Source organism: Streptomyces sp. NPDC091292, assembly GCF_044757265.1.
In the GTDB taxonomy this organism is placed as follows: Bacteria; Actinomycetota; Actinomycetes; order Streptomycetales; family Streptomycetaceae; genus Streptomyces.
The window spans coordinates 1-25,181 of record NZ_JBIVUQ010000019.1; the positions used below are offsets into that span (position 1 = coordinate 1).

The 25,181-nt window shown below is 70.7% G+C and carries 20 protein-coding genes; 11 read left to right on the plus strand and 9 right to left on the minus strand.

All coding sequences use genetic code 11. The features are described 5' to 3' along the window. Positions 1-91: 91 nt before the first annotated feature. Positions 92-1,225, minus strand: a complete 1,134-nt coding sequence (locus tag ACIQNU_RS34705) for a WD40/YVTN/BNR-like repeat-containing protein (protein ID WP_401373965.1) — start codon at positions 1,223-1,225, stop codon at positions 92-94. Between the two features lie 209 nt (positions 1,226-1,434). Here ACIQNU_RS34705 and ACIQNU_RS34710 point away from each other — a divergent pair, with 209 nt between their 5' ends. Continuing rightward, complete coding sequence (locus ACIQNU_RS34710) at positions 1,435-1,851, plus strand: SsgA family sporulation/cell division regulator (RefSeq protein WP_401373967.1); 417 nt, start codon at positions 1,435-1,437, stop codon at positions 1,849-1,851. A 40-nt stretch (positions 1,852-1,891) separates the two neighbouring features. Here ACIQNU_RS34710 and ACIQNU_RS34715 read toward each other — a convergent pair whose 3' ends face one another. Next, entirely contained in the window at positions 1,892-2,755 is an 864-nt protein-coding gene (locus tag ACIQNU_RS34715) for an isocitrate lyase/phosphoenolpyruvate mutase family protein (protein ID WP_401373969.1), read from the minus strand. Positions 2,756-2,856: 101 nt separating this feature from the next. Next, positions 2,857-3,537, minus strand: a complete 681-nt coding sequence (locus ACIQNU_RS34720; RefSeq protein WP_401373970.1) for a GPP34 family phosphoprotein — start codon at positions 3,535-3,537, stop codon at positions 2,857-2,859. 394 nt (positions 3,538-3,931) lie between these two features. Between ACIQNU_RS34720 and ACIQNU_RS34725 the strand changes: the two genes are divergently transcribed. From ACIQNU_RS34725 to ACIQNU_RS34740, 4 genes are all read left to right on the plus strand, one after another. Beyond that, positions 3,932-5,569 carry an ABC-F family ATP-binding cassette domain-containing protein gene (locus ACIQNU_RS34725; RefSeq protein WP_401373972.1) on the plus strand — a complete coding sequence of 546 codons (1,638 nt, stop codon included), beginning with the start codon at positions 3,932-3,934 and terminating at the stop codon, positions 5,567-5,569. Between the two features lie 10 nt (positions 5,570-5,579). Further along, positions 5,580-7,853 (plus strand): ATP-binding cassette domain-containing protein, encoded by a 2,274-nt coding sequence (locus tag ACIQNU_RS34730; RefSeq protein WP_401373973.1) that lies wholly within the window; start codon positions 5,580-5,582, stop codon positions 7,851-7,853. A 90-nt stretch (positions 7,854-7,943) separates the two neighbouring features. Continuing rightward, positions 7,944-8,720, plus strand: coding sequence for a dimethylargininase (gene ddaH / locus ACIQNU_RS34735; RefSeq protein ID WP_401373975.1), 777 nt, complete (start codon positions 7,944-7,946; stop codon positions 8,718-8,720). A 124-nt stretch (positions 8,721-8,844) separates the two neighbouring features. Next, a complete protein-coding gene (locus tag ACIQNU_RS34740; RefSeq protein ID WP_401373977.1) occupies positions 8,845-9,819 on the plus strand; it encodes an acyl-ACP desaturase in 975 nt (324 codons plus the stop codon). Positions 9,820-9,937: 118 nt separating this feature from the next. Here the strand turns inward: ACIQNU_RS34740 and ACIQNU_RS34745 are convergent, their stop codons facing one another. Both ACIQNU_RS34745 and ACIQNU_RS34750 read right to left on the minus strand, forming a co-directional pair. After that, complete coding sequence (locus ACIQNU_RS34745) at positions 9,938-10,207, minus strand: WhiB family transcriptional regulator (protein ID WP_401373979.1); 270 nt, start codon at positions 10,205-10,207, stop codon at positions 9,938-9,940. Positions 10,208-10,356: 149 nt separating this feature from the next. Further along, positions 10,357-11,148, minus strand: a complete 792-nt coding sequence (locus tag ACIQNU_RS34750) for a VOC family protein (protein ID WP_401373980.1) — start codon at positions 11,146-11,148, stop codon at positions 10,357-10,359. A 221-nt stretch (positions 11,149-11,369) separates the two neighbouring features. Here ACIQNU_RS34750 and ACIQNU_RS34755 point away from each other — a divergent pair, with 221 nt between their 5' ends. Next, entirely contained in the window at positions 11,370-12,593 is a 1,224-nt protein-coding gene (locus ACIQNU_RS34755; protein WP_401373982.1) for a glycoside hydrolase family 64 protein, read from the plus strand. Positions 12,594-12,869: 276 nt separating this feature from the next. Here the strand turns inward: ACIQNU_RS34755 and ACIQNU_RS34760 are convergent, their stop codons facing one another. Next, the gene (locus tag ACIQNU_RS34760; RefSeq protein ID WP_401373984.1) at positions 12,870-13,922 is read right to left on the minus strand and encodes a LacI family DNA-binding transcriptional regulator; all 1,053 of its coding nucleotides are present in this window, start codon (positions 13,920-13,922) and stop codon (positions 12,870-12,872) included. A 312-nt stretch (positions 13,923-14,234) separates the two neighbouring features. Here ACIQNU_RS34760 and ACIQNU_RS34765 point away from each other — a divergent pair, with 312 nt between their 5' ends. Further along, positions 14,235-15,116 carry a hypothetical protein gene (locus ACIQNU_RS34765; protein ID WP_401373986.1) on the plus strand — a complete coding sequence of 294 codons (882 nt, stop codon included), beginning with the start codon at positions 14,235-14,237 and terminating at the stop codon, positions 15,114-15,116. Between the two features lie 75 nt (positions 15,117-15,191). On the opposite strand, the gene ACIQNU_RS34770 is transcribed toward ACIQNU_RS34765, so the two are convergent. Beyond that, on the minus strand, positions 15,192-16,154 hold the full coding sequence (locus ACIQNU_RS34770; RefSeq protein ID WP_401374170.1) for a multicopper oxidase domain-containing protein: 963 nt from the start codon (positions 16,152-16,154) through the stop codon (positions 15,192-15,194). A gap of 435 nt (positions 16,155-16,589) precedes the next feature. On the opposite strand from ACIQNU_RS34770, the gene ACIQNU_RS34775 reads away from it, so the two are divergent. Both ACIQNU_RS34775 and ACIQNU_RS34780 read left to right on the plus strand, forming a co-directional pair. Continuing rightward, complete coding sequence (locus ACIQNU_RS34775) at positions 16,590-18,989, plus strand: ThuA domain-containing protein (RefSeq protein ID WP_401373988.1); 2,400 nt, start codon at positions 16,590-16,592, stop codon at positions 18,987-18,989. Between the two features lie 62 nt (positions 18,990-19,051). Then, a complete protein-coding gene (locus tag ACIQNU_RS34780; RefSeq protein ID WP_401374173.1) occupies positions 19,052-21,196 on the plus strand; it encodes an OmpL47-type beta-barrel domain-containing protein in 2,145 nt (714 codons plus the stop codon). 86 nt (positions 21,197-21,282) lie between these two features. On the opposite strand, the gene ligD is transcribed toward ACIQNU_RS34780, so the two are convergent. Beyond that, positions 21,283-22,314 (minus strand): non-homologous end-joining DNA ligase, encoded by a 1,032-nt coding sequence (gene ligD, locus ACIQNU_RS34785; RefSeq protein ID WP_401373990.1) that lies wholly within the window; start codon positions 22,312-22,314, stop codon positions 21,283-21,285. A gap of 89 nt (positions 22,315-22,403) precedes the next feature. Here ligD and ACIQNU_RS34790 point away from each other — a divergent pair, with 89 nt between their 5' ends. Together ACIQNU_RS34790 and ACIQNU_RS34795 are read left to right on the plus strand one after the other, a co-directional pair. Further along, positions 22,404-23,471 (plus strand): ATP-dependent DNA ligase, encoded by a 1,068-nt coding sequence (locus ACIQNU_RS34790; RefSeq protein ID WP_401373992.1) that lies wholly within the window; start codon positions 22,404-22,406, stop codon positions 23,469-23,471. A 109-nt stretch (positions 23,472-23,580) separates the two neighbouring features. Then, positions 23,581-24,585 (plus strand): DUF3048 domain-containing protein, encoded by a 1,005-nt coding sequence (locus ACIQNU_RS34795; protein ID WP_401373993.1) that lies wholly within the window; start codon positions 23,581-23,583, stop codon positions 24,583-24,585. A 36-nt stretch (positions 24,586-24,621) separates the two neighbouring features. Here ACIQNU_RS34795 and ACIQNU_RS34800 read toward each other — a convergent pair whose 3' ends face one another. Further along, complete coding sequence (locus tag ACIQNU_RS34800) at positions 24,622-25,089, minus strand: MarR family winged helix-turn-helix transcriptional regulator (RefSeq protein ID WP_401373994.1); 468 nt, start codon at positions 25,087-25,089, stop codon at positions 24,622-24,624. Positions 25,090-25,181 lie beyond the last annotated feature (92 nt).

A 25,181-nucleotide genomic window follows, 5' to 3' on the forward strand; every position in this document is an offset into this window, starting at 1 on the left:
ACCGCCGCGATCTGGCACAACCACAAGACCGGCCAGCCGGTCACACGATCCTTGATCGCCTACGACCACTGATCACATAGGAATGACTCGTCTAGCGGGTTTCCACGCGCGCGATGCGGCCCTTCTCGCCCGACGCCCAGCACGTTCCGTCCGCCGTGCAGTCCACGGTGTCGTACGAGCCGGTGTCGACGGTGCGCCAGGTCCGGCCGCCGTCCGTGGTCAGGTCGGTGCCGGTGGGGCCGACCGCGAGGACCGCGTGCCGGGCGCCCACGCTGTGGGAGAGGGAGTGCGGCAGCCAGGTCACGCCCGAGCGGTAGGCGGGCGGCGGCTGCGCCGACGGGCCCCAGGTACGGCCGCCGTCGCCGGTGACCGCCGCCGCGTCCGGCGACGCCTGATCCGCGCGGTAGTCGCCGCCGACCGCGATGCCGTGCGCACGGTCCCGGAACGCGACCGCGAACACCCCGCGCGCGGGGTCGCCCGCCGGAATCGGTGTGTCGGTGGCCGTCCAGGTGCGCCCCCGGTCCGCGGAGTGCAGCACCCGCGCGCGTGCGCCACCGCCCGTCGCCAGCCACACGTCCCGCGTACCGGACGTCACCAGGCACTGGCCGCTCGCCGCGAATCCGGCCTCGCCCGCCAACGCGGGCGGCATCCCCTCGCTCGGCAGCACGGTCCAGGACCGTCCGCCGTCCCGGGTCGACAGGATGCGGTACTTGCCGTCCACCGGGTCGCTCATCGCGAGGCCGTTGCGCTGGTCGAAGAAGGCGACGCAGTCGTAGAAGGCTTTCGGGTCGGGGTTACGGAACGCCTCGGTCCAGGTCGCTCCCCCGTCCTCGGTGCGCAGCACCCGCGAGGCGTCGCCCTCGCCGATCGCGAGGACCACCGCCCGGCGCGCGTCGAACGCCTCGACGTCCCGGAACTCCAGCCCCTCGGCGCCCACAGGCGACACATCGCGCCAGGTCCGGCCGCCGTCCTGGGTCCGCAGTACGGTGCCCCGGGAGCCCGCGGCCCACGCGGTGCGCCGGTCGACGGCGGCGAGTCCCCGGAAGCGGGCGTCCGTGCCGCTGTCCTGGAGCCGCCAGCCCAGCCCGTGCCGACCGCCCTCGGCGTCGCCGGAGCCACCGGCACCGGCACCGGCCGCCTGAGCGGGCGCCGCGAGCGCCGCCGTGAGGACCAGTCCCCCCACGATCGCCGCCGTCGCCCGCCCCGTACGCCTCATGTTCCCCATGGCCCTCATGGCGGGCGAAGCTAGCCGACCGGGCACCGCCCGTCCAGACGGCCGCACCATCGCCGCGCCTCCGGAGCCGTGACAGACATCACTAGGGATTCCGGTGCACGGATCGGGTCCGTTCTTCGTCTATCCAAGTGCCCGGCGGAACCAGTTCGGCCCACTCGGGTACCGGCCCGGTCGTCACCGCAACCACCAGGAGGCAGGCGTTGTCCCTCGTCATCGAGCAAGCCGTGGAGGCCCGCCTGGTGGCCGCCGCGCCCCGAATGGCCACGATCCCGGCCATGCTCTCCTACGACCGCCGGGACCCCTTCGCCGTCCGGATGACCTTCCCCGCCCCGTCCACGCTGGAGGGCGTCGAGGTGTGCTGGACGTTCGCGCGGGACCTGCTCGCCACCGGCCTGGCCGAGGCGACAGGGGACGGCGACGTACGTGTACGGCCGTACGGGTACGACCGCACCGTCATGGAGTTCCACGCGCCCGAGGGCACCGCGATCGTGCACGTCCGCAGCGGTGAGCTGCGCCGCTTCCTCAAGCGCGCCACGGCGCTGGTCCCGGTCGGCCGTGAGCACCTCCAGCTCGACCTGGACCACGACCTCGCCGAGCTGATGCGCGACGCCTGCTGATCACGGCCGCGGATGACGCTTCACCGGGCACGGCGACTGATCACGCCCGCCCGAACAGGGCGTTCAGCTCCCCGTAGTCCGCGCCGCCGGCGAGCGCGTCGTAGGTGCCTTCGGTCAGTGCCTCGCGGGCGGCCCGGCGGACCAGCGCGTGCACGGCCTGGGCGATGCCCGAGCCGAGGCTGATCCGGGCGACGCCCAGCGCGGCCAGTTCGGCGACCGTGGGGGCGCCGGGCCCGACCATGACGTTCAGCGGTGCGTCGATCCCGTCGGCGAGCGCCCGTACCGTGTCCGGTTCCACGACGCCCGGCACGAACACCCCGTCCGCGCCGGCGGCAACAAAGGCGGCGGCCCTTTCCAGCGTCGCGGACAGCCGCTCCCCAGGCTCCCCCACGGCCCGCAGATACGTGTCCACGCGCGCGTTGACGAACAGCGGCACCCCCTCGGCGTCGGCCGACTCACGCGCGGCCCGGATGCGTTCGGCCTGCTCGGCCACCGGTCGCAGCGGCCCGGAGCCGTCGTACGCGGCGTCCTCGATGTTGACGCCCACGGCACCGGCCGCGAGCACCAGGCGGATCGTCTCGCCGACGCCCTTCGGATCGGCCGCGTACCCCGCCTCGATGTCGGCGGTGACCGGCACCTCCACGGCCGCCGCGATCCGCGCGACGGCGTCCAGGGCGCGGTCGCGGTCCACCTGGTCGCCGTCCGGGGCGCCGAGCGCCCAGGCGAGTCCCGCGCTCGTGGTGGCGACCGCCGCGGCACCGGCCTCCTCGACCACCCGGGCGCTCGCGAGGTCCCAGGCGTTGGGCAGGACCAGGGGTGTACCCGCGCGGTGCAGGGCCCGGAAGGCGAGCGCCCGCGCGCGTAGGTCGTGCCTCGGGGCGGGGGTGTGCGTCTCTTGCGTCATGCGGTCGACCCCATCACGGCGCAGCGGCCGAGGGCTGGCGAGAATCCGACGTGAACGTGCGGACCGAACCTCCCGTCAGCCACCCCCGTCAGCCACCCCCGTCAACTGCCCGCCGCCGCCCCGGTCGCCGCCCCCGTCGTGATCGCCACGATCATCGCCGTACGCACCTCCTGGATCGCCTTCCGCAGGGCGGGCGCCGCCGCTCCGGCGCGTTCGGTGAGTTCCTCGATGCGCTGCTTGTGCCGGCTGCGTTCCTGGCCGGACGCGAACGTGCGTACCTCCGCCGCGGTGGCCAGGGCGACGAGGGCGGCGTCCCGGTCGGACACCTCGGCGACGGGCGCCGGGCCGCGCAGGACGGCCACGGCCTCCTCGCGCAGCGCGTCGACCGTCGTGACGGCCTCCAGCGTGTACTCGACGGACGGGAAGACGCCCAGGACGCGCTTGCGGACGGCCCGCAGTTGACCGCCGGCGACGAGTTGGGCGCGCACGGCGTCGAGAGTGACCCCGGCCCGTGAGCCGACCCAGCTCTTCCACTTGCGCGGCCGTGACTCCTCGATCAGCTCCATGAGGCCGTCCAGGACGGGATCTCCGGTGCGGGCGTCCGGGTCGACGGGCTTGACGATGCCGTCGTCGTCCACGAGGAGTCCGCGCAGGGCCAGTTCGGTGAGCGCGCCCGCTCTGACCAGGCGGCCCAGATGAGTGGCACCGGTGATCTTGAGCTTCGCGGTGTCCCAGGAGAGCAGATAGAGCCGGGCGGGCAGTGAGAGCGGGCCGTCGGGCACGAGGCATCCTCCAGAAGCGGCGCGGGCGGGAGCGCCGTCGGGCGCCACGATAATCGCTTGACCCGCCCCGGCCCGGTTTCTACCGTGGAGAGCACTCCGGTCACACCGGACAGCCCCGCAGCCCGAACAGGAGAAGGACGTTGGACTACTGAGGTCGTGAGACACCGCGTCGCACAGCCGCCCCGCGCTGCTGTGTGCCTCGCGGACGACCTCGGCCGCCGAGCCGTCCCCACGCCCTCCGTGTCCTCCGCACGGAGCCCGAAGCTTTCCATCGGGCCCGTCTCCGAGGACCGCTCCAAGGGCCTTCCCGGGACGCTCCACCCGCCTCCGCCGTCCCGCCCTCGCGGTGTCCCGTACGCGTCGCCCCGACCGTATCCAGCCACCGTGAGGCCAAATGTCCAGTCGCCTTTCCTCGCTCACCTGCGCATCGCTTTCGTTCCACTGGCCCGACGGCTCCCGCGTCTTCGACGGGCTCCAGGCCGCATTCGGCCCCGGCAGCACCGGGCTCATCGGCGTCAACGGGTCCGGAAAGTCCACCCTGTTGAAGCTGATCGCGGGCGAACTCACCCCCACCGACGGCACCGTCCACCTCACCGGCGACATCGGCTACCTGCCGCAGAACGTCACGCTCGACACCCGGCTGCGGGTCGACGAGGCGCTGGGGATCGCCGGCACGCGCGCCGCGCTGCACGCCATCGAGGCGGGCGACGCGGCCGACGAGCACTTCACCGCCGTCGGCGACGACTGGGACGTCGAGGAGCGCGCCCTGGCGACCCTCGGCGCGCTCGGGCTCGGCGCCATCGGCCTCGACCGGACCGTCGGCGAACTGTCCGGCGGCGAGTCCGTGCTGCTGCGGCTGGCCGCGCTGCTCCTGGAGCGGCCCGGCGTGCTCCTCCTGGACGAGCCGACGAACAATCTGGACCTGTACGCGCGGCGCCGCCTGTACGCGGCCGTCCAGGCGTGGTCCGGAGTGCTGGTCGTGGTCAGCCACGACCGTGAACTCCTCGACCTGGTCGACCGGATCGCCGATCTGCGCGACGGCGCGCTCACCTGGTACGGCGGCGGGTTCTCCGGGTACGAGGAGGCGGTCGCCGCCGCACAGGAGGCCGCCGAGCGGACGGTCAGGGCCGCCGAGACCGACGTACGCCGTCAGAAGCGGGAACTCGCCGACGCCCACATGAAGTTGGCCCGGCGCAAGCGCTACGGCCAGAAGATGTGGGACACCAAACGCGAACCCAAGGTCATCATGGGCGCCCGCAAACGCGAGGCCCAGGTCGCCGCCGGAAAGCACCGCGTCCTGCACGAGGAGCGGCTGGCGGCGGCGAAGGAGCGTCTGGACGAGGCGGTCGTCGCGGTGAGGGACGACGACGAGATCCGTGTCGACCTGCCCGCCACGGCGGTCCCGGCGGGGCGGGACGTCCTCGCCCTGCGTGCGCTGACGCTGCGCCACGCGCGCGGGGCGGCCGTCTCCGGCGAACTCCTGGTGCGCGGCCCCGAGCGGATCGCGCTGACCGGGCGCAACGGCGCGGGCAAGTCGACGCTGCTGCGGACCGTCGCCGGTGAACTGGCGCCGGTCTCGGGCGAGGTGGAGGCGCTGGTTCCGACGCGGTTCCTGCCGCAGCGGATCGACCTCCTGGACGGTGCGCTGACGGTCGCCGAGAACGTGGCGCGGTTCGCCCCGCAGGCCACCCCGCAGCGGATCAGGTCACGGCTGGCCCGGTTCCTGTTCAAGGGGGCGCGGGCCGACCGGCCCGCGGGCACCCTGTCGGGCGGTGAACGGTTCCGTGCGGCGCTGGCCGCGCTGATGCTCGCCGAGCCCGCGCCGCAGCTCCTGCTGCTCGACGAGCCGACGAACAGCCTCGACCTGGCGAGCGTCCGTCAGCTCACGACCGCCCTGGAGTCCTACGAGGGAGCGCTGATCGTGGCAGGACACGATGTGCCGTTCCTGAAGTCCCTCGGCATCACACGCTGGCTGCACCTGGACGGAGAACTCACGGAAATCACGCCAGAAGCTGTCGGGTATTCCGCCTAGCGTCGAGGGCATGCACGCCTACATCACCTTGTCCGGAGCCCGCGAGAACAACCTCAAGGACATCAGTCTGCGTATCCCCAAGGACCGGCTCACGGTCTTCACAGGGGTGTCGGGATCGGGAAAGTCGTCGGTCGTCTTCGACACGATCGCCGTCGAGTCGCAGCGGCAGCTCAACGAGACGTTCACCTGGTTCGTCCGCAACCGGCTGCCCAAGTACGAGCGACCGCAGGCGGACACCATCGAGGACCTGTCGCCCGCGATCGTGGTCGACCAGCGCCCGATCGGCGGCCACTCCCGCTCCACCGTCGGCACCATGACGGACGTCTACTCGGTGCTGCGGGTGCTGTTCTCGCGGTACGGGACGCCGAGCGCGGGTGAGGCGACGGCGTACTCCTTCAACGACGCGGCGGGCATGTGCACGGACTGTGACGGCCTGGGGCGGGCGGTGCGGCCCGACTGGGACCGCATGCTCGACCCGGCCAGGTCGCTCGCGGACGGCGCGATCGTCTTCCCGCCGTTCGCGGTCGGCACCTGGCAGGGCCAGACGTACGTCAGCACCGGCGCCCTGGACACGCACAAGCCGGTCGGTGAGTTCACCGCCGCCGAGCGGGAGTTCCTGATGCGCGGGGACGGCACGGGCCGGAAGGTCCGGGTGACCAGTGCGGGGAACAGCTTCGAGATCGACTACGAAGGGCTCGCCGACCGTTTCGAGCGGCTGTACGTGAACCGGGACCTGGCGGCGCTCAGTCAGCGCACCCGGGATCTGGTGGCGGGCTACCTGGTGGAGCGGGTGTGTCCGGGGTGCCGGGGCGCCCGGCTCAACGAGGCGGCGCTCGCGACCCGGGTGTGCGGGCTGTCCATCGCCGAGTGCGCGGCGATGGAGGTGGCCGACCTGATCGACGTCCTCGCGCGCGTGGAGCACCCGGTGGGCGGGCCGATCGCGGCGGCTGCCGTACGCGCGCTGGAGCGGATCGAGGCGATCGGCCTGGGCTATCTCAGCCTCGACCGGGAGACGTCCACGCTGTCCGGTGGTGAGGGGCAGCGGCTGAAGATGGTGCGGCACCTGGGCAGCAGCCTCACCGGGATGACGTACATCTTCGACGAGCCGAGTGTCGGGCTGCACCCGAGGGACGTGGGACGGCTGAACGATCTGCTGCTGCGGCTGCGGGACAAGGGCAACACGGTCCTCGTCGTGGAGCACGACCCCGATGTCATCGCCGCCGCCGACCACGTGGTGGACATGGGTCCGCGCGGGGGCGCGGGCGGCGGCCGGGTCGTCTTCGAGGGAACCCCGGAGGCGCTGGCGCGCGCGGACACCCCGACCGGCCGCTGCCTGCGCCGCCGCACCGGCCTCAAGGACGAGCCGCGCAAGGCGACGGGCGGGCTGTGGGTACGGGGTGCGGGGCTGCACAACCTCAAGGACGTCACCGTCGAGTTCCCGACCGGCGTCCTCACCGCGGTCACGGGCGTCGCCGGATCGGGCAAGAGCACCCTGGTGTCGCAGGCGTTCACCGCCGCGCACCCCGGTGCGGTGGTCGTCGACCAGTCGGCGATCGGCATCTCGGGCCGCTCCACGCCCGCCACGTATCTCGGGATCATGGACACCGTACGGAAGATCTTCGCGCGCGGGACGGGCGCCGACGCGGGGCTGTTCAGCTTCAACTCGCGCGGGGCGTGCGAGACCTGTCAGGGGCGTGGTGTGATCCACAGCGACCTGGCGTTCATGGACCCGGTCACCACGGTCTGCGAGACGTGCGGTGGGCAGCGCTTCCGTGAAGAGGTGCGACGGCTGACGGTCGGCGGGCGGTCGATCGTGGACGTCCTGGAGATGACGGCCGACGAGGCGCTGGACTACTTCACGGACGCTTCCGTACGGCGCCGGCTGCGGGCGCTCAGCGAGGTCGGACTGACGTATCTGACGCTCGGGCAGCCGATGTCGACGCTGTCGGGCGGTGAACGGCAGCGCATCAAGCTGGCGACCCGGCTGCACCGTACCGGCGCGGTGTACGTCCTGGACGAGCCGACGACCGGGTTGCACATGGCCGATGTGGACAGCCTGCTCGTGCTGCTCGACGGGCTGGTGGACGGCGGTAACACGGTGCTTGTCGTGGAGCACAGCATGGACGTCGTCAAGCACGCGGACTGGGTGATCGACCTCGGCCCGGACGGCGGCAAGCACGGCGGCCGGGTGGTGTTCGAGGGCACGCCGTCCGACCTGCTCGGCGCGGAAGGGTCGCTGACGGCCCGGCATCTGCGGCGCGCGGTGGTGGGCTCCGCCCGGTAAAGGTGGGGTTGGGGGGTGTTGTGGTGCGGACGTGGCGCTGCATGATGAGCGCCGACCCCCACGACCGCGCCGTCGATTCGGAGATCCCCCGTGCCCAGCAGGAAAGCCCTGGTACGCCGCCCCAGCCCGCGGCTCGCCGAAGGACTCGTCACGCATATCGAGCGCGAGCCGGTGGACACCGCGCTCGCGCTCGCCCAGTGGGAGACCTACACCGCGACCCTGCGGGAACACGGCTGGGAAACCCTGGAGGTGGAGCCCGAGGACGACTGCCCGGACTCGGTGTTCGTGGAGGACGCCGTCGTGGTCTTCCGCAATGTCGCCCTGATCACCCGGCCGGGCGCCGAACCGCGCCGCGCGGAGACGGCGGGCGTCGAGCAGTCCGTGGCGCGCCTTGGCGCGTCCGTCAACTGGGTGTGGGATCCCGGGACACTCGATGGGGGCGATGTCCTCAAGGTGGGCGACACGATCTACGTGGGGCGCGGCGGGCGGACCAACGCGGCCGGGGTGCAGCAGGTGCGGGCCGCCTTCGAACCGCTCGGCGCGCGGGTGGTGGCGGTACCCGTCAGCTCGGTGCTGCATCTGAAGTCGGCGGTCACGGCGCTGCCGGACGGCACCGTCATCGGGTACGAGCCGCTGGTCGACACGCCGTCGCTGTTCCCGCGTTTCCTGCCCGTTCCGGAGGAGTCGGGGGCGCATGTGGTGCTGCTCGGCGGGTCCTCGCTGCTGATGGCGGCGAGCGCGCCCAAGACGGCGGAACTCTTCGCGGACCTGGGCCATGACCCGGTGCTGGTGGACATCAGCGAGTTCGAGAAGCTGGAAGGGTGTGTGACCTGCCTCTCGGTCCGGCTCCGTGACCTGTACATGTGACAAACGATCTTTACGGAGCGTTTAACCTACGGGAACGTAACCTACGGATACGTAGCCTACGTCTGCGTAGGTTGTCGTCGTCCCCGCAAGTACTCCCGTACTACTCCCGTCCCCAGGAGCCCCCGTGACCCTCACCTCGCCCGACCTCGGCACGCCGTCGACGTGGACGGATGCCCGACTGCTCCACGCGTTGGAGGAAGTGGTCGAGACCGAGTTGAACCGCCATCTGCGGGTCACGAAGGACTGGATGCCCCATGAGTATGTGCCCTGGTCGGACGGGCGGAACTTCCCGGGGTTCTTCGAGGACGGCGAGGCGTGGGACAAGGAGCAGTCCAAGGTCACCGAGATCGGCCGGATCGCCCTGGTCGTCAATCTCCTCACCGAGGACAACCTGCCGAGCTACCACCACGAAATAGCTTCACTGTTCGGCCGCGACGGAGCCTGGGGCACCTGGGTGCACCGCTGGACCGCCGAGGAGGGCCGGCACGGGATCGTGATGCGGGACTATCTGCTCGCCTCGCGCGCGGTGGACCCGGACAAGCTGGAAGCGTTCCGGATGGCGCACATGTCGGAGGGTTTCGAGTCGGACAACCGGCACTCGATGCTGCACTCCGTCGCCTATGTGGCGTTCCAGGAGCTGGCGACCCGGATCTCGCACCGCAACACAGGCCACCAGTCCGGTGACCCGGTCTGCGACCGGATGCTCGCCCGTATCGCGACCGACGAGAACCTGCACATGGTCTTCTACCGCAATCTACTGAAGGCCGCCTTCGAACTCGCGCCCGACCTGACGATGCAGGCCGTGCGGGATGTCGTGGTGGGCTTCCGGATGCCGGGGCACGGGATGCCGGGCTTCGAGCGGGCCGCCGCGCAGATGGCGATCGGCGAGGTCTACAACATGCGCATCCACCACGACGACGTGCTCCAGCCGGTGTTGCGCTTCCTGAAGGTCATGGAGATCGACGGGCTCGGCCCCGAGGGCGTGCGCGCCCAGGAGGAACTGGGCCTGTTCATGGGCGGCCTGGACGCGGAGGCCCGCAAGTTCGACGAGAAGCTGGCGGCCAGGAAGGCGCGGCTCGCCGCGCGCGGGCGGATCTAGACAGCCCGCAGCACCGCACGGCGGGCGGGTGGTCGGGTTCCACGGACCCGGTGCTGCCGAGGGACCCGGTGTCGCCACGGAGGCGAATGTCTCCCCGGCGGCGCCGGGTCCCCCCCGTTTACCGGTCCCGGTCTAGTCCGGGCGCCGAGTCCGGGCGCCGCAGGCTCTGCCGCTCCTTCTCCGAAAGGCCGCCCCAGACCCCGAAGCGTTCGTCGTGGGTGAGGGCGTACTGGAGGCAGGCCGCACGCATCTCGCACATCCGGCAGATGCGCTTGGCCTCGCGCACCGAACTGCCGGGCTCCGGGAAGAAGAACTCCGAGCCCGTCTGCGCACAGAGCGCCTGCTCCTGCCAGGAGAGATCCCGTGGAATGACACTGTCGATCTGCATGGCACCGATGGTGCCGCCCGGCGAAAAACGTTCGCTCAACGCCTCATCAACGCCACGTCCAACCGGCGCTCCGGACCGAGTCCGATCGACTTCGGGACTTCGCGATCAGCGCGATGCGGCTCCGCGATCAGCGCGATGCGGCTCCGCGATCAGCTCGATGACTCCGCGCTCTTGATGACCGCGAACCGTACGCCGGAGCGGTCCGCCAGTTTGGCGAAGCGGCCCACGTCCGGGATGTCCGTCGCGGGTACCCGGACCGTGCCGCCGATCTCCTGCGCCTTGGCGACCGTGGCATCGGGGTCGGTCACCTCGAAGTACGGCAGCCAGTACGGCCCGGCCTGGGCCTCGGCGGGATCCATGTCGACCGGTACCAGACCGCCGAACATGGAGGTGTCTCCCCCGGTCGCGGGCCGCACGGTGGTGTACGTGCCTCCCGGGAACGGTACGTCGGTGGTGACCCAGTCGAAGACGGTGCCGTAGAACTCCTTTGCCGCGTCGACATCCGGGGTGTACAGCTCCGTCCAGCACAGGGAGCCCGGCTCGGTGACGGTGTCGAGGCCCGGGTTGGCCGCGGGCTGCCAGATGCCGAAGCCGACGCCCCTGGAGTCGGCGAGGAACGCCATCCGGCCCTGGTCCATGACGTCCATCGGCTGGAACACCACGGAGCCGCCGGCCTGCTCGGCCGTCTTGGCCGTCGCGTCGGCGTCCTCGGTCTGGAAGTAGACGTTCCAGGAGGGCGGGCCCTGGTCGGGCGTGACCGTCATCGCGCCGGCGACGGTCTTGCCGGACAACTGGAGCATGCCGTAGCCGCCGGCCTCGGGACCCGCGGACAGGAACGTCCAGCCGAAGAGTCCGCCGTAGAAGGAGAGGGCGCCTTCGAGGTCGGGGGTGCCGAGGTCGAGCCAGTTCGGGGCGCCGTTCACATAACGGGTGGTGAGCATGGTGCCCTCCTCAAGGGAGTCCCGTTCGTCTCGCGCGTCTGTCGCGTCTGTGTCTGTAGTCCGAGTCTTCCACCGCACGTCGCACAGCGCCGTCCGGGCATGACTGAGAGCGCTCTCAGACGGAACTCTTGACGCGTTCTTGGTCCGCCGGGAGAGTGGGAGCCCGGGGCCCCCACTGCCCCTTGAGTCCCACCAACCCCCCACACCCCAGGAGTTGCATCGTGATCTCGCGCAGGCTGTTTCTGACGGGCGCCGCGGCTGTCTCGACGGCGGCCACGTATCCCCTCTGGGGGAGCGCTCTCAGCCCCACGGCGGACGCGGCGCCCGCGACCTGCCGTCTCGCCCTGCGGAACAAGTCCCTGCCCGGTACGGTCCGCGCCTATGTCACCGGGCACGAGCAGGGCACCAACGGCTGGGTGCTGCTGCGCGCCGACGGGAGTGTCTACCGGCCCGATTCGCCGTCCGCGCCGCAGACCCCGCTGCCCGTCGACTGCGCCATTCCGCTCGGCGCCGCCGGCGCCCCCGCCGTCGAACTGACGCTTCCTCAGATGTTCGGCGCCCGGGTGTACTTCGTCCGGGACGACACCCTGGACTTCTTCCTCAACCCGGGCCCCTCGCTGGTCGAGCCCGCCTTCGCCACGCCCAACGACCCGAACTACGGACGGACCTGGTCGTTCTGCGAGTTCACCTTCAACCAGGACCAGTTGTTCGCGAACATCAGCTATGTCGACCTCGTGACCGCGCTCCCCATCGGGCTGACCCTGGAGGGCGACGCGACGCACACCGTCGCCCCGCTGCCGGACGGGGCCGTGGACCGGATCGCGGCCGACCTCGTCGCCCAGGCCGGGCGGGACGGCCAGCCGTGGGACAAGCTGGTGATCCGGGGGTCGGGCGGTGAGGTGTTGCGGGTGATCTCGCCGCAGAACCTGATGGCGCCGTTCTTCGACCGGCCCGACGAGATGCCGTTCCGGGATCTGTGGAACGGCTATGTCGACCAGGTCTGGGAGAAGTACCGCGGTGAGGACCTGAGGATCGATCTCCAGGGCGGGCGGGGCGTGTTCACCGGGCGGGTCTCCGGCGACACGCTGACCTTCACCGGCGGGCACACCTTCACCAAGCCCGCGTCCAAGGACATCTTCACGTGCAACCACGGGCCGTTCACGAACAACCCGGGCGACTCCGACGACAAGAAGGGCCTCCTCGCACGGCTCGCCGCCGGGTTCAACCGGAGCATCATGCTCACGCATCCCGAGCAGCCGAACGGATCCGGGACCGGCGACTACTACCAGGGCCTGACCAACCAGTACGCGCGCGTGGTGCACGCCAACTCGCCCATCGGGTACGCGTTCCCGTACGACGACGTACGGCCCGACGGACAGCCGGACGTGTCGGGGGCGGCGCATGACGGCCACCCGGTGCGGTTCACGGTGACCGTGGGGGCGTAGCCCTTCCCGGGCGGGGAGACCGGTATCCCGCCGATTCCGCCGTCTCCCATGCCGCCGGACACTCACCGTCGTGACGACGCGCCGTGGCGGCGGGAAGTGACCCCCACAGGGTCGGGGGCCAGCCGACTTGGCCGTCTCCGACGCCGCCGGGCATTCGCCGGCATGCCGGCGCACCGTGGCGGCGGGAAGTGTCCCCGGCGGGGCTGCACCGTCACCGGGGCTCGGGAGAAGGTGGCTCTGAAGGGTCGGGGGCGGCCTTTCGCCGTCTCTCCCGGTTCAGGCCGAGGCTCGGCGGACCAAGGTGGTCGGCATCACGACGCTTTTCGGGGTGTCGGCCACCGGGGTGGGCTCGGCCGTCGTCGGGACGCGGTCCAACTGGCGCAGGAGGAGGCGGGCCATCAAGCGGCCCATCTCCTCTATGTCCTGACGGACCGTCGTCAGCGGCGGGTCGCTGTGTTCGGCGACCGGGAGCATGTCGTCGAAGCCGATCACGGCGACATCGTCGGGCACCCGGCGGCCCGCCGCGCGCAGTACCCGCAGCGCGCCGACGGCCGTCAGGTCGTTCGCGGCGAACACGGCGTCCAGGTCCGGGCAGCGCTCCAGGAGTTCCCGCATCGCGCGCTCCCCGCCCGCCGGGGTGAAGTCCCCCTCCACGATCAGCCGTGGATCGGCGTCCACGAGCACATCGCGGAACCCGTCTAGGCGGTCCACGGCCGATGTCTGGTCGAGGGCGCCCGTGATGTGCGCGACGCGGGTCCGTCCGAGGCCCACAAGGTGCCGTACCGCGTCCCGCGCGCCGCCCCGGTTGTCGCAGTCGACGTACGGCCCGTCCCAGGGCGAGCCCGACCAGCTCGGCCGGCCGCCGAAGACGGTGGGGATGCCCGCGCCGCGCACCAGGTCCGGCAGCGGGTCGTCCAGGTGGAGGGAGAAGACGAGGGCGCCGTCGACATGGCCGCCCGCGAGATAGCGGCCCACGCGCGCGTGGTCGTCGCGGCCCTCCGTGAGCAGTAGGACGAGCTGTGAGTCGGCGGCCGTCAGCTCCTTGCTGATGCCACGGAGCTGGAGTGCGAAGAACGGGTCGGCGAAGACCCTGGTCTCGGGCTCGGCGATGACGACGGCGACCGCGTCGTGACGGCGGGTGACGAGGCTGCGGGCCGCCTGGTTCGGAACGTAGCCGAGTTCGTCGACCGCGCGACGGACCCGCTCGGCGAGCGATTCCCTGACGCCGGCCCCGCCGTTGACCACACGGGAGACGGTCGCCCTGGAGACCCCGGCGCGCGCTGCCACCGCCTCCAGGGTCGGGCGGGTGGCAATCGTCTGCTCGGTCACCTTGCGTGCACCTCCGGCGTGGGCTCGCGGCCAGGATATCGGCCGGATCCGACGGAAGAGAGCGCTCCCTTTCCGTGCCGCCGCATGTGCTGCCCCACCTGCCGACCCGCCCGCCACCACCCGCTCCACCCCGGAAAACAGCGTTGCGCTGAGCGCCCGCCGTCGACCATGATCGGCCCATGACGACCAGAAAGGCCCATGCCGTCTAGGGCCACGCCGTCCCACGGCCCCACGCTCCCACCCTCGGCCCGCGCACCGCCGGTCTCCGCCGCCCCACGCCACGGACACCGCCGCCCTTCGCCGAGGAGACCCATGAGCCCCGTCAACGACGTTCCGCTGACCCCGTACGCCCACCTGCCCGCCGCCTACCAGGACCGGCACATCGCCCACAGCACCGTCGACGCCTACGGGCGCGCGCACTGGCTACTCACGGAGAAGGCTCCGGTGTGGGGCGGGCCGCCCTACGACGCGGTGGTCGTCACGGTCGGCGACGGACACGCGTACGAGACGCATCTGAGTGCGGTACTTCCGTACGGGGTGAGGTTCGACGCCTTGCCCGACGGCGGCTTCGTCGTCGCCGGTGTGCGCAGCCCGCGCGACGAGACGCAGCCGCAGGCGCAGGTGTTCGACGCGCTGGGGCGGTCGTCGTGGACGTTCCGGCTGGGTGACGCCGTCGAACATCTCCTGGCCGACGAGGACGGACAGTTCTGGGTCGGCTACTTCGATGAAGGCATCTTCGGTGACGACCTCAGCGCGCCCGGCGTCCGGCAGTGGAGCAGCACCGGTGAACCGGTCCGGGAGTACAAGCCCGGCCCGGGTCTGGAGTACATCTCCGACTGCTACGCCCTCAACGTCGCCACGAGGTCCACCTGGGTGTGCGCCTACACGCGGTTCGACCTGGTCGAGATGCGCCGGGACGGGACCGCGCGGAGCTGGGACAACCCCGTCAGGGGCGCGTCCGGATTCGCCGTACGCGGTGAGCGGGTCGTCTTCTACTCGCCGTACGGGGACGACCACCACCGGCTCGTCGACTGCCGGCTGACCGGCGCGCGCGTCACGCCGGTCGCCGAGAGCCGGCTGGTGCGGCCCGACGGTGGTGCTCTGGGCCGGCGTCGCGTGGTGTGCCGGGGCGCGAGGCTCTACGTCCAGGAGGAGCCCGGCACAACCTGGACGCTGCTCGAACTCACCGAGTGAAGTCCGCTGCGGTCGGCAGCGCCCCCAGGGGCGCGGGGAACTGCGCGACCGCGCTCAGCGCTCAGCGCTCAGTGCTCAGTGCTCGTGCGGCTCGTACCCGGGGATCGTGCCGTCCGCCTTCTTCACCAGGAACAGGCCCACCATCCCCATGTCCGAGTGGCTCTGGACATGGCAGTGGTACATCCAGGCGCCGGCGCCCACGCCTTCGCCCGCGATGATCTGGAAGCCGAAGGAGTCGGCGGGTCCGACGATCTTGTTGTCGATGACCTGGCTGGGGTCGTCGGGGCCGGTCAGCAGCCCTGTGCGGTTGTCCGCCCAGCGGTGACCGTGCATGTGGAACGTGTGGTAGTACTCGCCGTGCGTGATCATGACGATCTCCACACGGTCGCCGACGGTGGCCTCGAAGTCCGGTCCCGTGTGGGCGGGTTTGTTGTTGATCGTCATGTCGTTGAAGACGATCGTGAAGGTCTTGTCGGGGAGGATGTCGCCCTTGCGGCGGACGATCACCGGACCGTAGAGGCCCTTGCGGATGCCGCCGGTGCCGTGCTCGGTGCCGACGACATGGTCGTGGTAGTGCCAGTAGCCGGCGCTGCCCGAGCGCCAGGTGCCGTCCTTGCGGCGGCCCGGGACATGGGTGCGCCAGGTGTACGTGCGCTTGCCGCCAGGCGCGACCTGGCTTTTGTTGAGCGCGGTGCCGTCGCTGGTGATCTCGTAGTCCAGGCCGTGCACATGGAGGCTGGCGGCGACGTCCATCGTGTTCTCGAACTCGATGTGCAGGGTGTCGCCCTCGTTGATCTCGATGAGCGGGCCGGGTATGGACGCCTTGCCCTTCTCGAAGCCGTAGCCCATCTGCCCGTCGGCGAGCTTCTCGGCGTACATCTTGATGTGCCGGACCTCGCCGCCGGCGGGCGCCGTCCTCGGCGGGTCGCCGACCGCCGCCGAACTCTCCGGCGCCGACGCCGCGGACATCGATGTCAGACCGGCCGCGACCACCGCTCCCCCGGCCAGGAACCGCCGGCTGAACGCGCGTCTGCCCAGACCGGACGGCGCGCCAGGGGTCGCGTCCGCCGCCGAACCCGCCGTCTCGCCCGTCGCGTCACTCATCGTGGAACTCCCCACCTTCGTACGCATGTTGCGGGCACGCCGACGACAGTGCCCCGGTGTCGGCGACACGGTAGCCAAGGGATCTTCGTTTATCCACACTCAGGACAAAGTTCGTTCTCTTGCGGTCATACCTATTGGCGAACTGGGAAAAGAGGTCTAGCTTCGTCGGCGCTGTGGCTGTGTGCTGTAGCCGTTGCTGTTGCTGTTGCTGTTGATGTGACGACGGAGGGATGGGTGACCCACATGCGGCTGACACCGCATCAAAGGCCCTCAGCCGTACCTGGGTTGAGCAGAGTGTTAGTGAGACGGGGGCGTGCGCGCCGAGCCTGGGCCGCGGCCCTGCTCGCCGGAGCCGTGACCACCGGAGTCATGACCGGACCCGCCGCGTCCGCGCGGCCTTACCCCGAAGCGCCGCTGACAACGATGTCCCTGCCGTCGCCGCCCGGCGGGGCGAACGTGCGCGTGCTGGTGTTCTACGGCTCGGCGGCAGCGGGCGAGGAATCGCCTCTGGTGAACGCCGGGATCGCGGCGATCGAGAAGATCGGCCTGTCGGGCCCGGCCGCCGAGCGGTTCACGGTGACGGCGACCGACGACGCGTCCGTCTTCACCAACGGCACCAAGCTGGGCAGGTTCAACGCTGTCGTGTTCCTGACCGGCGGCGGCGATGTCCTGGACCCGGAGCAGGAGGCCGGACTTGAGACCTACATGGAGGCGGGCGGCGGTTTCGTCGGCATCCATGACGCGGCCCGCGCGGAGCCCTACTCGGACTGGTTCACCGGTCTGATCGGCGCCCGCCCGTCCGACACCAGCCCGACCACCGTGCAGCGGGCGACCGTCGAGGTCGGTGACCGTCAGCATCCGGCCACCAAGGACCTCCCCGTCCAGTGGAAGCGCCCCGACAAGTGGCTGAACTGGGAGAAGAACCCCACGGGTGCGGTGCACACCGTGGCCCGGGTCCGTGAGTCGACGTACCAGCCGGGCGCCGGCAAGAACGGCGCGGACCACCCCGTGTCCTGGTGCCGTGACTACGACGGCGGCCGTTCCTTCTACACCGGAATGGGCGGCACCACGTCCTCGTACGACGAGACCGACTTCCGGAGCCATCTGCGCGGGGCCCTGATGTGGACCACGCGGATCTCGCAGGCCGACTGCAAGGCGTCGATCGACGCCAACTACAAGGCGGAGCGGCTGACCCAGGCCAACCAGCCGGGGCAGAACGACCAGATCGGCGAGCCGCACGGACTGGTCACCGCGCCCGACGGACGCGTGATCTACATCGGCCGGGGCGGCGCGGACTCCTCGCAGCCTGTGATCACCGACTGGAACAACCCGGACATCGGCAAGGGCAAGGGCGAGATCCACGTCTACGACCCGAAGACGAAGAAGGTCACGCTCGCGGGCGCCCTGACGATCTTCGGCAACAAGGGCGGCGGGGACGAACTCATCAAGGTCGAGGAGGGGTTGCTCGGGATCGAGCTGGACCCGAAGTTCGAGCAGAACGGGTGGGTGTACCTGCACTACACACCGCACTCCCAGCTCGACCGGGACAAGCAGATCGCCGAGCGCCGTGTCTCGCGGTTCACCCTCGACCTGGCGACGAACAAGCTGGACCTGAGCAGCGAGAAAGTGCTGCTCAAGTGGCCCGTCCAGGTGCACAGTTGCTGCCATGCCGGCGGCGGGATGACCTTCGACTCGAAGGGCAACCTGTACATCGCGACAGGCGACAACAACTCCAGTGGCTTCAGCGACGGGTACTCGGGCAACAACCCGCAGCCGAACTACAAGGGTGTCTCGTTCGCCGACGCGCGCCGCACCGCGGGCAACACCAACAACCTCAACGGCAAGATCCTGCGGATCCACCCGGAGCCGAACGGCACATACACACTGCCCGACGGCAATCTGTTCACGGGCAAGGAGACGGCCGAGGGCGGCGGCAAGACGCGCGGTGAGATCTATGTGATGGGCGTCCGCAACCCGGCGCGCATCTTCGTGGACCAGAAGACCGACGTCCTGTACGCGGGCTGGGTCGGCCCGGACGCGGGCGCTCCGTCGACGACGTGGGGTCCGGCGAAGTACGACACGTTCGCCGCGATCACCAAGGCGTCCAACCGGGGCTGGCCGTTCTGCATGGGCAACAACCAGCCCTACCGCGACCGCGGTCTGCCGGACCCGACGAAGCCGCTCGGCTGGTACGACTGCGCCAAGCCGAAGAACGAGTCGCCGAACAACGACGGTCTGGTGAACCTGCCGCCGGTGACCGGCAACAACATCTGGTACTCGCCCCAGGGCGGCGCCCCGGACTACCCCCGGGACGCGAACGGCGTGCCGTCGTACAAGAACGAGGAGGCCTCGTATCTGCTGCCGTGGCTCAAGGGCGGCGGTCAGGCCACGATGAACGGCCCGGTGTACCGCTTCGACGCCGCGAACTCCAGCGATGTGAAGTGGCCCGCGTACTGGGACGGCAAGTGGTTCGTCGGTGACTTCTACGACGGGGACCAGCCGCGCCACGCGGTGCTCATGGACCCGAAGACGATGGGCGACGGCGGGCTGCCGATCCACGCGGAGAACCTGAAGAAGATCATTCCGGTGGGCAACAACGGCATCAAGAACCTCATGGACTGGAAGTTCGGTCCCGACGGGGCGCTGTACGTGCTCGACTACGGCCGGGGCTTCTTCACCTCGGACTCCAAGTCGGCGCTGTGGCGCGTCACCTACACGGGCGGCGGGCCCACCCCGGCCGCCGGTGATCTGGCCAGGAGGGCGGGATGATGACCAGCGTGCGCAGGCGGAGACCCTGGCATCTGTGGACGGCGCTGTTCGCGTCCGTGCTGATGGTGCTCGGGCTGACCTCGACGGTCGCGTACGGCCGCGCCGACGACACCAAGGCCGCCCAGGTGCTGACCTGGACGGCGGGCAACGACATCACCAAGTACGCGTCGGCGCCGCAGACCGCGGTGGCGGGCGCGGCGACGATCGTGTTCGAGAACAGCGCGGCGACCGGGAACGACACAGGGATGCCGCACACCCTGACGTTCGACGTCTCCGACCCGGAGTACAACAACGAGATCCCGCTGAACATCCTCGCCAACCCGTTCGACGCCGAGGGCGGCAAGCACACCGCCGAGGTCGTCCTCAAGCCGGGCCGCTACCGCTACTACTGCACCATCCCGGGGCACGGCTCCATGCAGGGCATCCTCGTGGTCACCGAGGGCACCGGTGAGGACACCACGGCGCCCGAGGCCACGGCGAAGGTCGAGGGGCAGAAGAACGCGGACGGTGCCTATGTCGGCTCCGCGTCCGTGACGCTGAGCGCCACCGACGAGGGTTCCGGTGTGGACCGGATCGAGTACGCGCTGGGCGCCGACGGCGCCTGGCAGCCGTACACCGCGCCCCTGGTGATCAACCAGGTCGGCGACCACGAGGTCCGCTACCGGGCGACCGACAAGGCGGGCAACACCTCCGCCGCGAAGACCGAGCGGTTCACGGTGGTCGCGCCGCCGACGGACGACACGACACCGCCGGAGACCTCGGCGACCGTCAGCGGTGAGAAGGACGACCAGGGCCGCTATCTCGACATGGCGACGGTGACGGTCACGGCGTCCGACACGGGCTCCGGGGTCAACACCATCGAGTACGCGATCGGGGACACCGGTGCGTGGCAGGCGTACACGGCGCCCGTGATGGTGCACGCCGTGGGTACCCACAAGGTGCGCTACCGGGCCACCGACAAGGCGGGCAACCAGGCCGCCGAGAAGAGCGTCGAGTTCACGGTGGTCACGCCGCCCGTCCAGGACAAGACGCCGCCGGAGACCTCCGCGACCGTCACGGGCGACAAGAACTCCGACGGCGCCTACATCACCAGCGCCAAGGTGACGGTGACAGCCACGGACGCCGGTTCGGGTGTCGACAAGGTCGAGTACTCGCTCGACGGCGGACCGTACCTCGCGTACAGCGCGCCGGTCCTCGTGGACCGGGTCGGCGCACACTCGGTGGCGTACCGGGCGACCGACAAGGCCGGCAACACCTCGGCGGCGAAGACGGTGACCTTCACGGTCGCGTCGGGCGGCGGTGTTCCGGCGCCGAACTGCGCCGAGTTCGACGAGCGGCTGACCGTCATCGTCGGCACGGTCGACACGGGGATCCCGAACCGGGTGACCAACAACCGGTGCCGGATCAACGAGTTGATCGAGGACGAGCGGCAGTGGTCGTCCCAGGCGCTGTTCCTCAAGCACGTCAAGACGGTCACCGACAAGCTCCTCAAGGAAGGGGTGATCGACCAGCGCGAGTACAACAAGATCAACAAGGCGGCCAAGCAGTCCGGGATCGGCAAGCCGGGACAGCAGACCGGCTACCGCACGATCTTCGACGGCACGACGGGCTCCCTGGCCAAGTGGGAGCACGTGGGCGGCGGTTCGTTCGCGCTGAACGGTGACGGCTCGATGACGTCCGGCACCACCAAGGGCGGCCTGGGCATGCTGTGGTTCCCCGAGCGCAAGTACGGGGACTTCTCGCTGAAGCTCCAGTGGCGGGACGACGCGCCGGGCACCGGCAACGCCAACTCCGGTGTCTTCGTCCGCTTCCCGCAGGTCCACGACCACCCGGAGGAGTCCCGTCCGGAGTGGGTGGCCATCAAGTACGGCCACGAGGTGCAGGTCTTCGACAGCCCCACCGGGGACATGTACAAGACCGGGTCGATCTACGGCTTCGACCGGGTGGGGCTCGCGGGTGCGGGCGTCACGCAGAAGGGCACGTGGAACGACTACGAGATCCGGGTGGTCGACCAGCACTACCAGATCTTCCGCAACGGTGTGCTGATCAACGAGTTCGACAACACGGGCGGTCAGGTCTTCGAGCCGCCCCGGTCGGACGACCCGGGCACCGACGGCCGGCGGTTCGCCTCCGGGTATGTCGGGCTCCAGGTGCACAGCACGACGGACGTCGTCTCGTACCGGGACATCCGGATCAAGGAGCTGTAGGGAGCGGGCAGTCCTGCGGTGAAGACTCTGGGCCCCTCTCCGGCGGGAGGGGCCCAGACCCGTTTGCGGGGGTGGGGGGTTGTGGCTCAGGTGTCGTCGTCGTGCCGGGCGCGGCTGGGCTGGACCCGCTTCGGTTCGCCCGGCATCTTCGGGTACTCGGGCGGGTACGGCAGATCGCCGAGCCCGTGGTCGTGTTCGTCGCGGCGGGCGAGTTCGAGGAGCGAGTCGAGCGAGAACCGGTGGTCGTCCATGTCGGCGTGCACATCGCCGACGTCGGCGTAGCGGACCGGCATCGTCGCGATGTCGAAGTCCTGGGGTGCCACGTCGTCCACCTCGTCCCAGAGCAGCGGCGCGGAGACGGGGGCGTGCGGGCGGGGGCGCACGGAGTAGGCGGAGGCGATGGTGCGGTCGCGGGCGGTCTGGTTGTAGTCGACGAAGATGCGCTCGCCGCGCTCCTCCTTCCACCAGGCGATGGTGACCCGTCCCGGCATCCGGCGCTCCAGTTCGCGTCCGCAGGCGATGGCGGCGCGGCGGACCTGCATGAAGGTCCAGCGGGGCTCGATCGGTACGAAGACGTGCAGGCCGCGTCCGCCGGAGGTCTTGGGCCAGCCGCGCAGGCCGTGCTCCTCCAGGAGCGCCCTCAGTTCATGGGCGGCCCGTACCGCGTCCTTGAAGTCGGTGCCGGGCTGCGGGTCGAGGTCGAGCCGGAGTTCGTCGGGGCGGTCGGTGTCGTCGCGCCGCACGGGCCAGGGGTGGAAGGTGAAGGTGCCGAACTGGGCGGCCCAGAGGACGGCGGCGACCTCGGTGGGGCACATCTCGTCGGCGAAGCGGCCACTGGGGAAGGTGATGTGGGCCGTGGGGATCCACTTCGGCATGTTCTTGGGGGCGCGCTTCTGGAAGAAGGACTCACCGCCCAGGCCCTCGGGGTAGCGCTCCAGCGTGGTGGGGCGGTCGCGCAGGGCGCGCAGGATGCCGTCGCCGACGGCGATGTAGTAGCGGGCGAGGTCCAGCTTGGTGAACCCGCGCTCCGGGAAGTAGACCTTCTCCGGGCTGGACAGACGCACGGTCCGCCCGCCCGCCTCCAGCTCGATCGCCGCGCCATGGCTGCTCGCACCCATGACGGTCACAGTAGGCGAGGCCCCCATACGCCGCATATCGGGCCGCCGCACAGCGGGCCGATCGTCGCGGTCCCCGGCAGAATCGGCGTATGGAGCTGCCGGTGATGCCACCCGTGAAGCCGATGCTCGCCAAGTCCGTGGCGAGCATCCCGCCGGGCATGCAGTACGAGGCGAAGTGGGACGGGTTCCGGGCGATCGTCTTCCGGGACGGCCCCGAGATCGAGGTGGGCAGCCGCACGGGCAAGCCGCTGACCCGGTACTTCCCCGAGCTGGTGGCTGCCCTCGGGGAGCGGCTGCCGCAGCGGTGCGTGGTGGACGGCGAGATCGTGATCGCCCGCGAGGGACGGCTCGACTTCGACGCGCTCACCGAGCGGATCCACCCGGCCGCCTCCCGGGTGCGGACGCTCGCGGAGCGCACCCCGGCCTCCTTCGTCGCCTTCGACCTGCTGGCCCTGGACGACGAGAGCCTGCTCGACGCCCCGCTGACGGACCGGCGCACCCGTCTGGCCGAAGCGCTGCGCGGCGTGACACCGCCGGTGCATCTGGCGCCCGCGACCACGGACCGCGAGGTGGCGCGGAGCTGGTTCGAGCAGTACGAGGGCGCCGGCCTGGACGGGGTGATCGCGAAGCCGCTCGACCTGCGCTACCGGCAGAACGAGCGTCTGATGTTCAAGGTCAAGCACGAGCGGACGGCGGACTGCGTGGTCGCCGGCTACCGCTTCCACAAGACGGGCCCCATCGTCGGCTCCCTGCTCCTCGGCCTGTACGACGACCGGGGCGCCCTCCAGCACGTCGGGGTGTGTGCCGCCTTCTCGATGGCGCGGCGGGCGGAGCTGATCGAGGAGTTGGAGCCGCTGCGGATGGAGTCGGCGCAGGGGCATCCGTGGGCCGCGTGGACGGACGAGACGGCGCACGAGTCGGCGCGGCTGCCGGGCGCGCCGAGCCGCTGGTCGGGCAAGAAGGACCTGTCGTGGGTGCCGCTGCGCCCGGAGCGGGTGGTCGAGGTGGCGTACGACCACATGGAGAACGGGGCACGGTTCCGGCACACGGCCCGCTTCCGCCGCTGGCGCCCGGACCGGACGCCGGACAGCTGCACGTTCGGGCAGTTGGAGGAGCCGGTGCGGTACGACTTGACGGAGATCCTGGGCACGGGTTGACGGAAATTCCGGGCAACGGGGGCTGACCGGCTCCTCGACGGGATCCCGACGTACGCTTGAACACACAAGCGAATTACGGGGATTTCGGGGACACGGGGGTGCAGGTCGTATGAGACCGTCCGCGCGCATACGGCACGTCGCTCGCCTCCGGTACGGGGCCGCCCTCGCGGTGACACTGGCCGCCCTGGTGTCGGCGTGCACGGTGGACAGCGGCACCGCGCCGCCCAGGGCCGACGCCTCGACGCCCCGCGCGTCCGTGTCGCCGAGCCCCGAGACCAGCCCCACCCCGACGCCGACGGCACCCCCCGTACTCGCCGTGAAGATCGACAACGTCGGTCCGGCCCGCCCGCAGACCGGGCTCGACGCGGCGGACATCGTGTACGCGGAGCAGGTGGAGGCCGGTCTGAGCCGGCTGATGGCGGTGTACGCGACCCGGCTGCCGGAGACCGTCGGGCCGGTGCGCAGCGCGCGGGAGACCGACCTCGAACTGCTCGCCCAGTTCCACGATCCGACGCTGGCCTTCTCCGGCGCGCAGTCCAAGCTGCTGCCCCTGATCGACAAGGCGCCGCTGAGGGCCGTACCGCCGGAGAAGGCGGACGCGGCCTACTACCGGGGCCTGAACAAGCCCGCCCCGCACAATCTCTATCTCCGCCCGGACAAGGTGATGGACAAGGCGGCGGGCGCGGCGGCCCTGGCGCAGACCGGGTTCCGCACGGGTCCCGCGCCGTCGGGCGGCAAGGCGGTGAAGCAGCGGACGGTGAAGTTCCCGGCGGCGCGCTTCACGTTCACGTGGTCAGCCGACCGGGGGCGCTGGCTGGTCTCGATGGACGGCACCAGGGCCCGGACGACCGACGGCAAGGACCTGGCGCCGGCGACGGTGGTCGTGCAGCACGTCAAGGTGCGCGAGTCCGCGTTCCACGACTTCCTCGGCAACAACTCGCCGTACAGCGAGACCGTCGGCTCGGGCACCGCCGAAGTGCTGCGCGACGGCCGCTCCTACGACGTCCGGTGGAGCCGCCCGAGCGCGGACGAGGGCACCGAGTTCACGACGGCGGACGGCGCTCCGGTGAACTTCGCCGCCGGGCAGGTGTGGGTGGTGCTGGCGAAGGCTTGAGCCCTCGGCCTGCCGCGCCCTTCCTGAAGCGTCCGTTCAGGCGCCCTTCGCCGCGAGTGGTTCCGCCGGGTTGCGCAGGCCCTCGGCGGCGTCCGCGACCTTGCGGATCAGCGTGAAGAACTGTGCCTGCTCGTCCTCCGTGAGCGGCCCGAGGAACACCTGGTTCATCCTGGCCGTACGCAGGGTCAGCTTGCGATGCGTCCGGACGCCCTCGTCGGTGAGGCGGAGCAGGAAGCGGCGGCCGTCCCGCTGGTCCCGCACCTTGTCGAGGAGGCCGCGCCTGCTGAGCCTGCTGATCACCTCGGCGATCGTGGAGCGGTCGAGGCCGACCCGCTCCCCCACCGTCCGCTGATCGAGCCCCGGCTCGGCGACGAGCGTGTTGAGGACCGCGAACTGCGGTGAGGTGATCTCCTCCGAGACCATCGTGTTCCACAGCAGGTAGTGCGCCTGCTGGAGGCGCCGGGCCAGATGCCCGGGATGGGTGCCGATGTCCACCGCGCCCATGAAGGTCCTCCGCTCCCGATGCCGCTGATCCGGCTGGCTGACTTTGTCGGCACACTGAACAATACCGAGCGTGGGTAGCGAGTATTGACGAC

Excerpts from the sequence above, each read along its gene's own strand:
- ACIQNU_RS34705 (WP_401373965.1), bottom strand. The coding sequence starts at position 1,225 with ATGGGGAACATGAGGCGTACGGGGCGGGCGACGGCGGCGATCGTGGGG.
- ACIQNU_RS34715 (WP_401373969.1), bottom strand. The coding sequence starts at position 2,755 with ATGACGCAAGAGACGCACACCCCCGCCCCGAGGCACGACCTACGCGCG.
- ACIQNU_RS34725 (WP_401373972.1), top strand. The coding sequence starts at position 3,932 with ATGTCCAGTCGCCTTTCCTCGCTCACCTGCGCATCGCTTTCGTTCCAC.
- ACIQNU_RS34730 (WP_401373973.1), top strand. The coding sequence starts at position 5,580 with ATGCACGCCTACATCACCTTGTCCGGAGCCCGCGAGAACAACCTCAAG.
- ACIQNU_RS34745 (WP_401373979.1), bottom strand. The coding sequence starts at position 10,207 with ATGCAGATCGACAGTGTCATTCCACGGGATCTCTCCTGGCAGGAGCAG.
- ACIQNU_RS34750 (WP_401373980.1), bottom strand. The coding sequence starts at position 11,148 with ATGCTCACCACCCGTTATGTGAACGGCGCCCCGAACTGGCTCGACCTC.
- ACIQNU_RS34765 (WP_401373986.1), top strand. The coding sequence starts at position 14,235 with ATGAGCCCCGTCAACGACGTTCCGCTGACCCCGTACGCCCACCTGCCC.
- ACIQNU_RS34775 (WP_401373988.1), top strand. The coding sequence starts at position 16,590 with ATGACCGGACCCGCCGCGTCCGCGCGGCCTTACCCCGAAGCGCCGCTG.
- ACIQNU_RS34780 (WP_401374173.1), top strand. The coding sequence starts at position 19,052 with ATGGTGCTCGGGCTGACCTCGACGGTCGCGTACGGCCGCGCCGACGAC.
- ligD (WP_401373990.1), bottom strand. The coding sequence starts at position 22,314 with ATGGGTGCGAGCAGCCATGGCGCGGCGATCGAGCTGGAGGCGGGCGGG.
- ACIQNU_RS34790 (WP_401373992.1), top strand. The coding sequence starts at position 22,404 with ATGGAGCTGCCGGTGATGCCACCCGTGAAGCCGATGCTCGCCAAGTCC.
- ACIQNU_RS34795 (WP_401373993.1), top strand. The coding sequence starts at position 23,581 with ATGAGACCGTCCGCGCGCATACGGCACGTCGCTCGCCTCCGGTACGGG.
- ACIQNU_RS34800 (WP_401373994.1), bottom strand. The coding sequence starts at position 25,089 with ATGGGCGCGGTGGACATCGGCACCCATCCCGGGCATCTGGCCCGGCGC.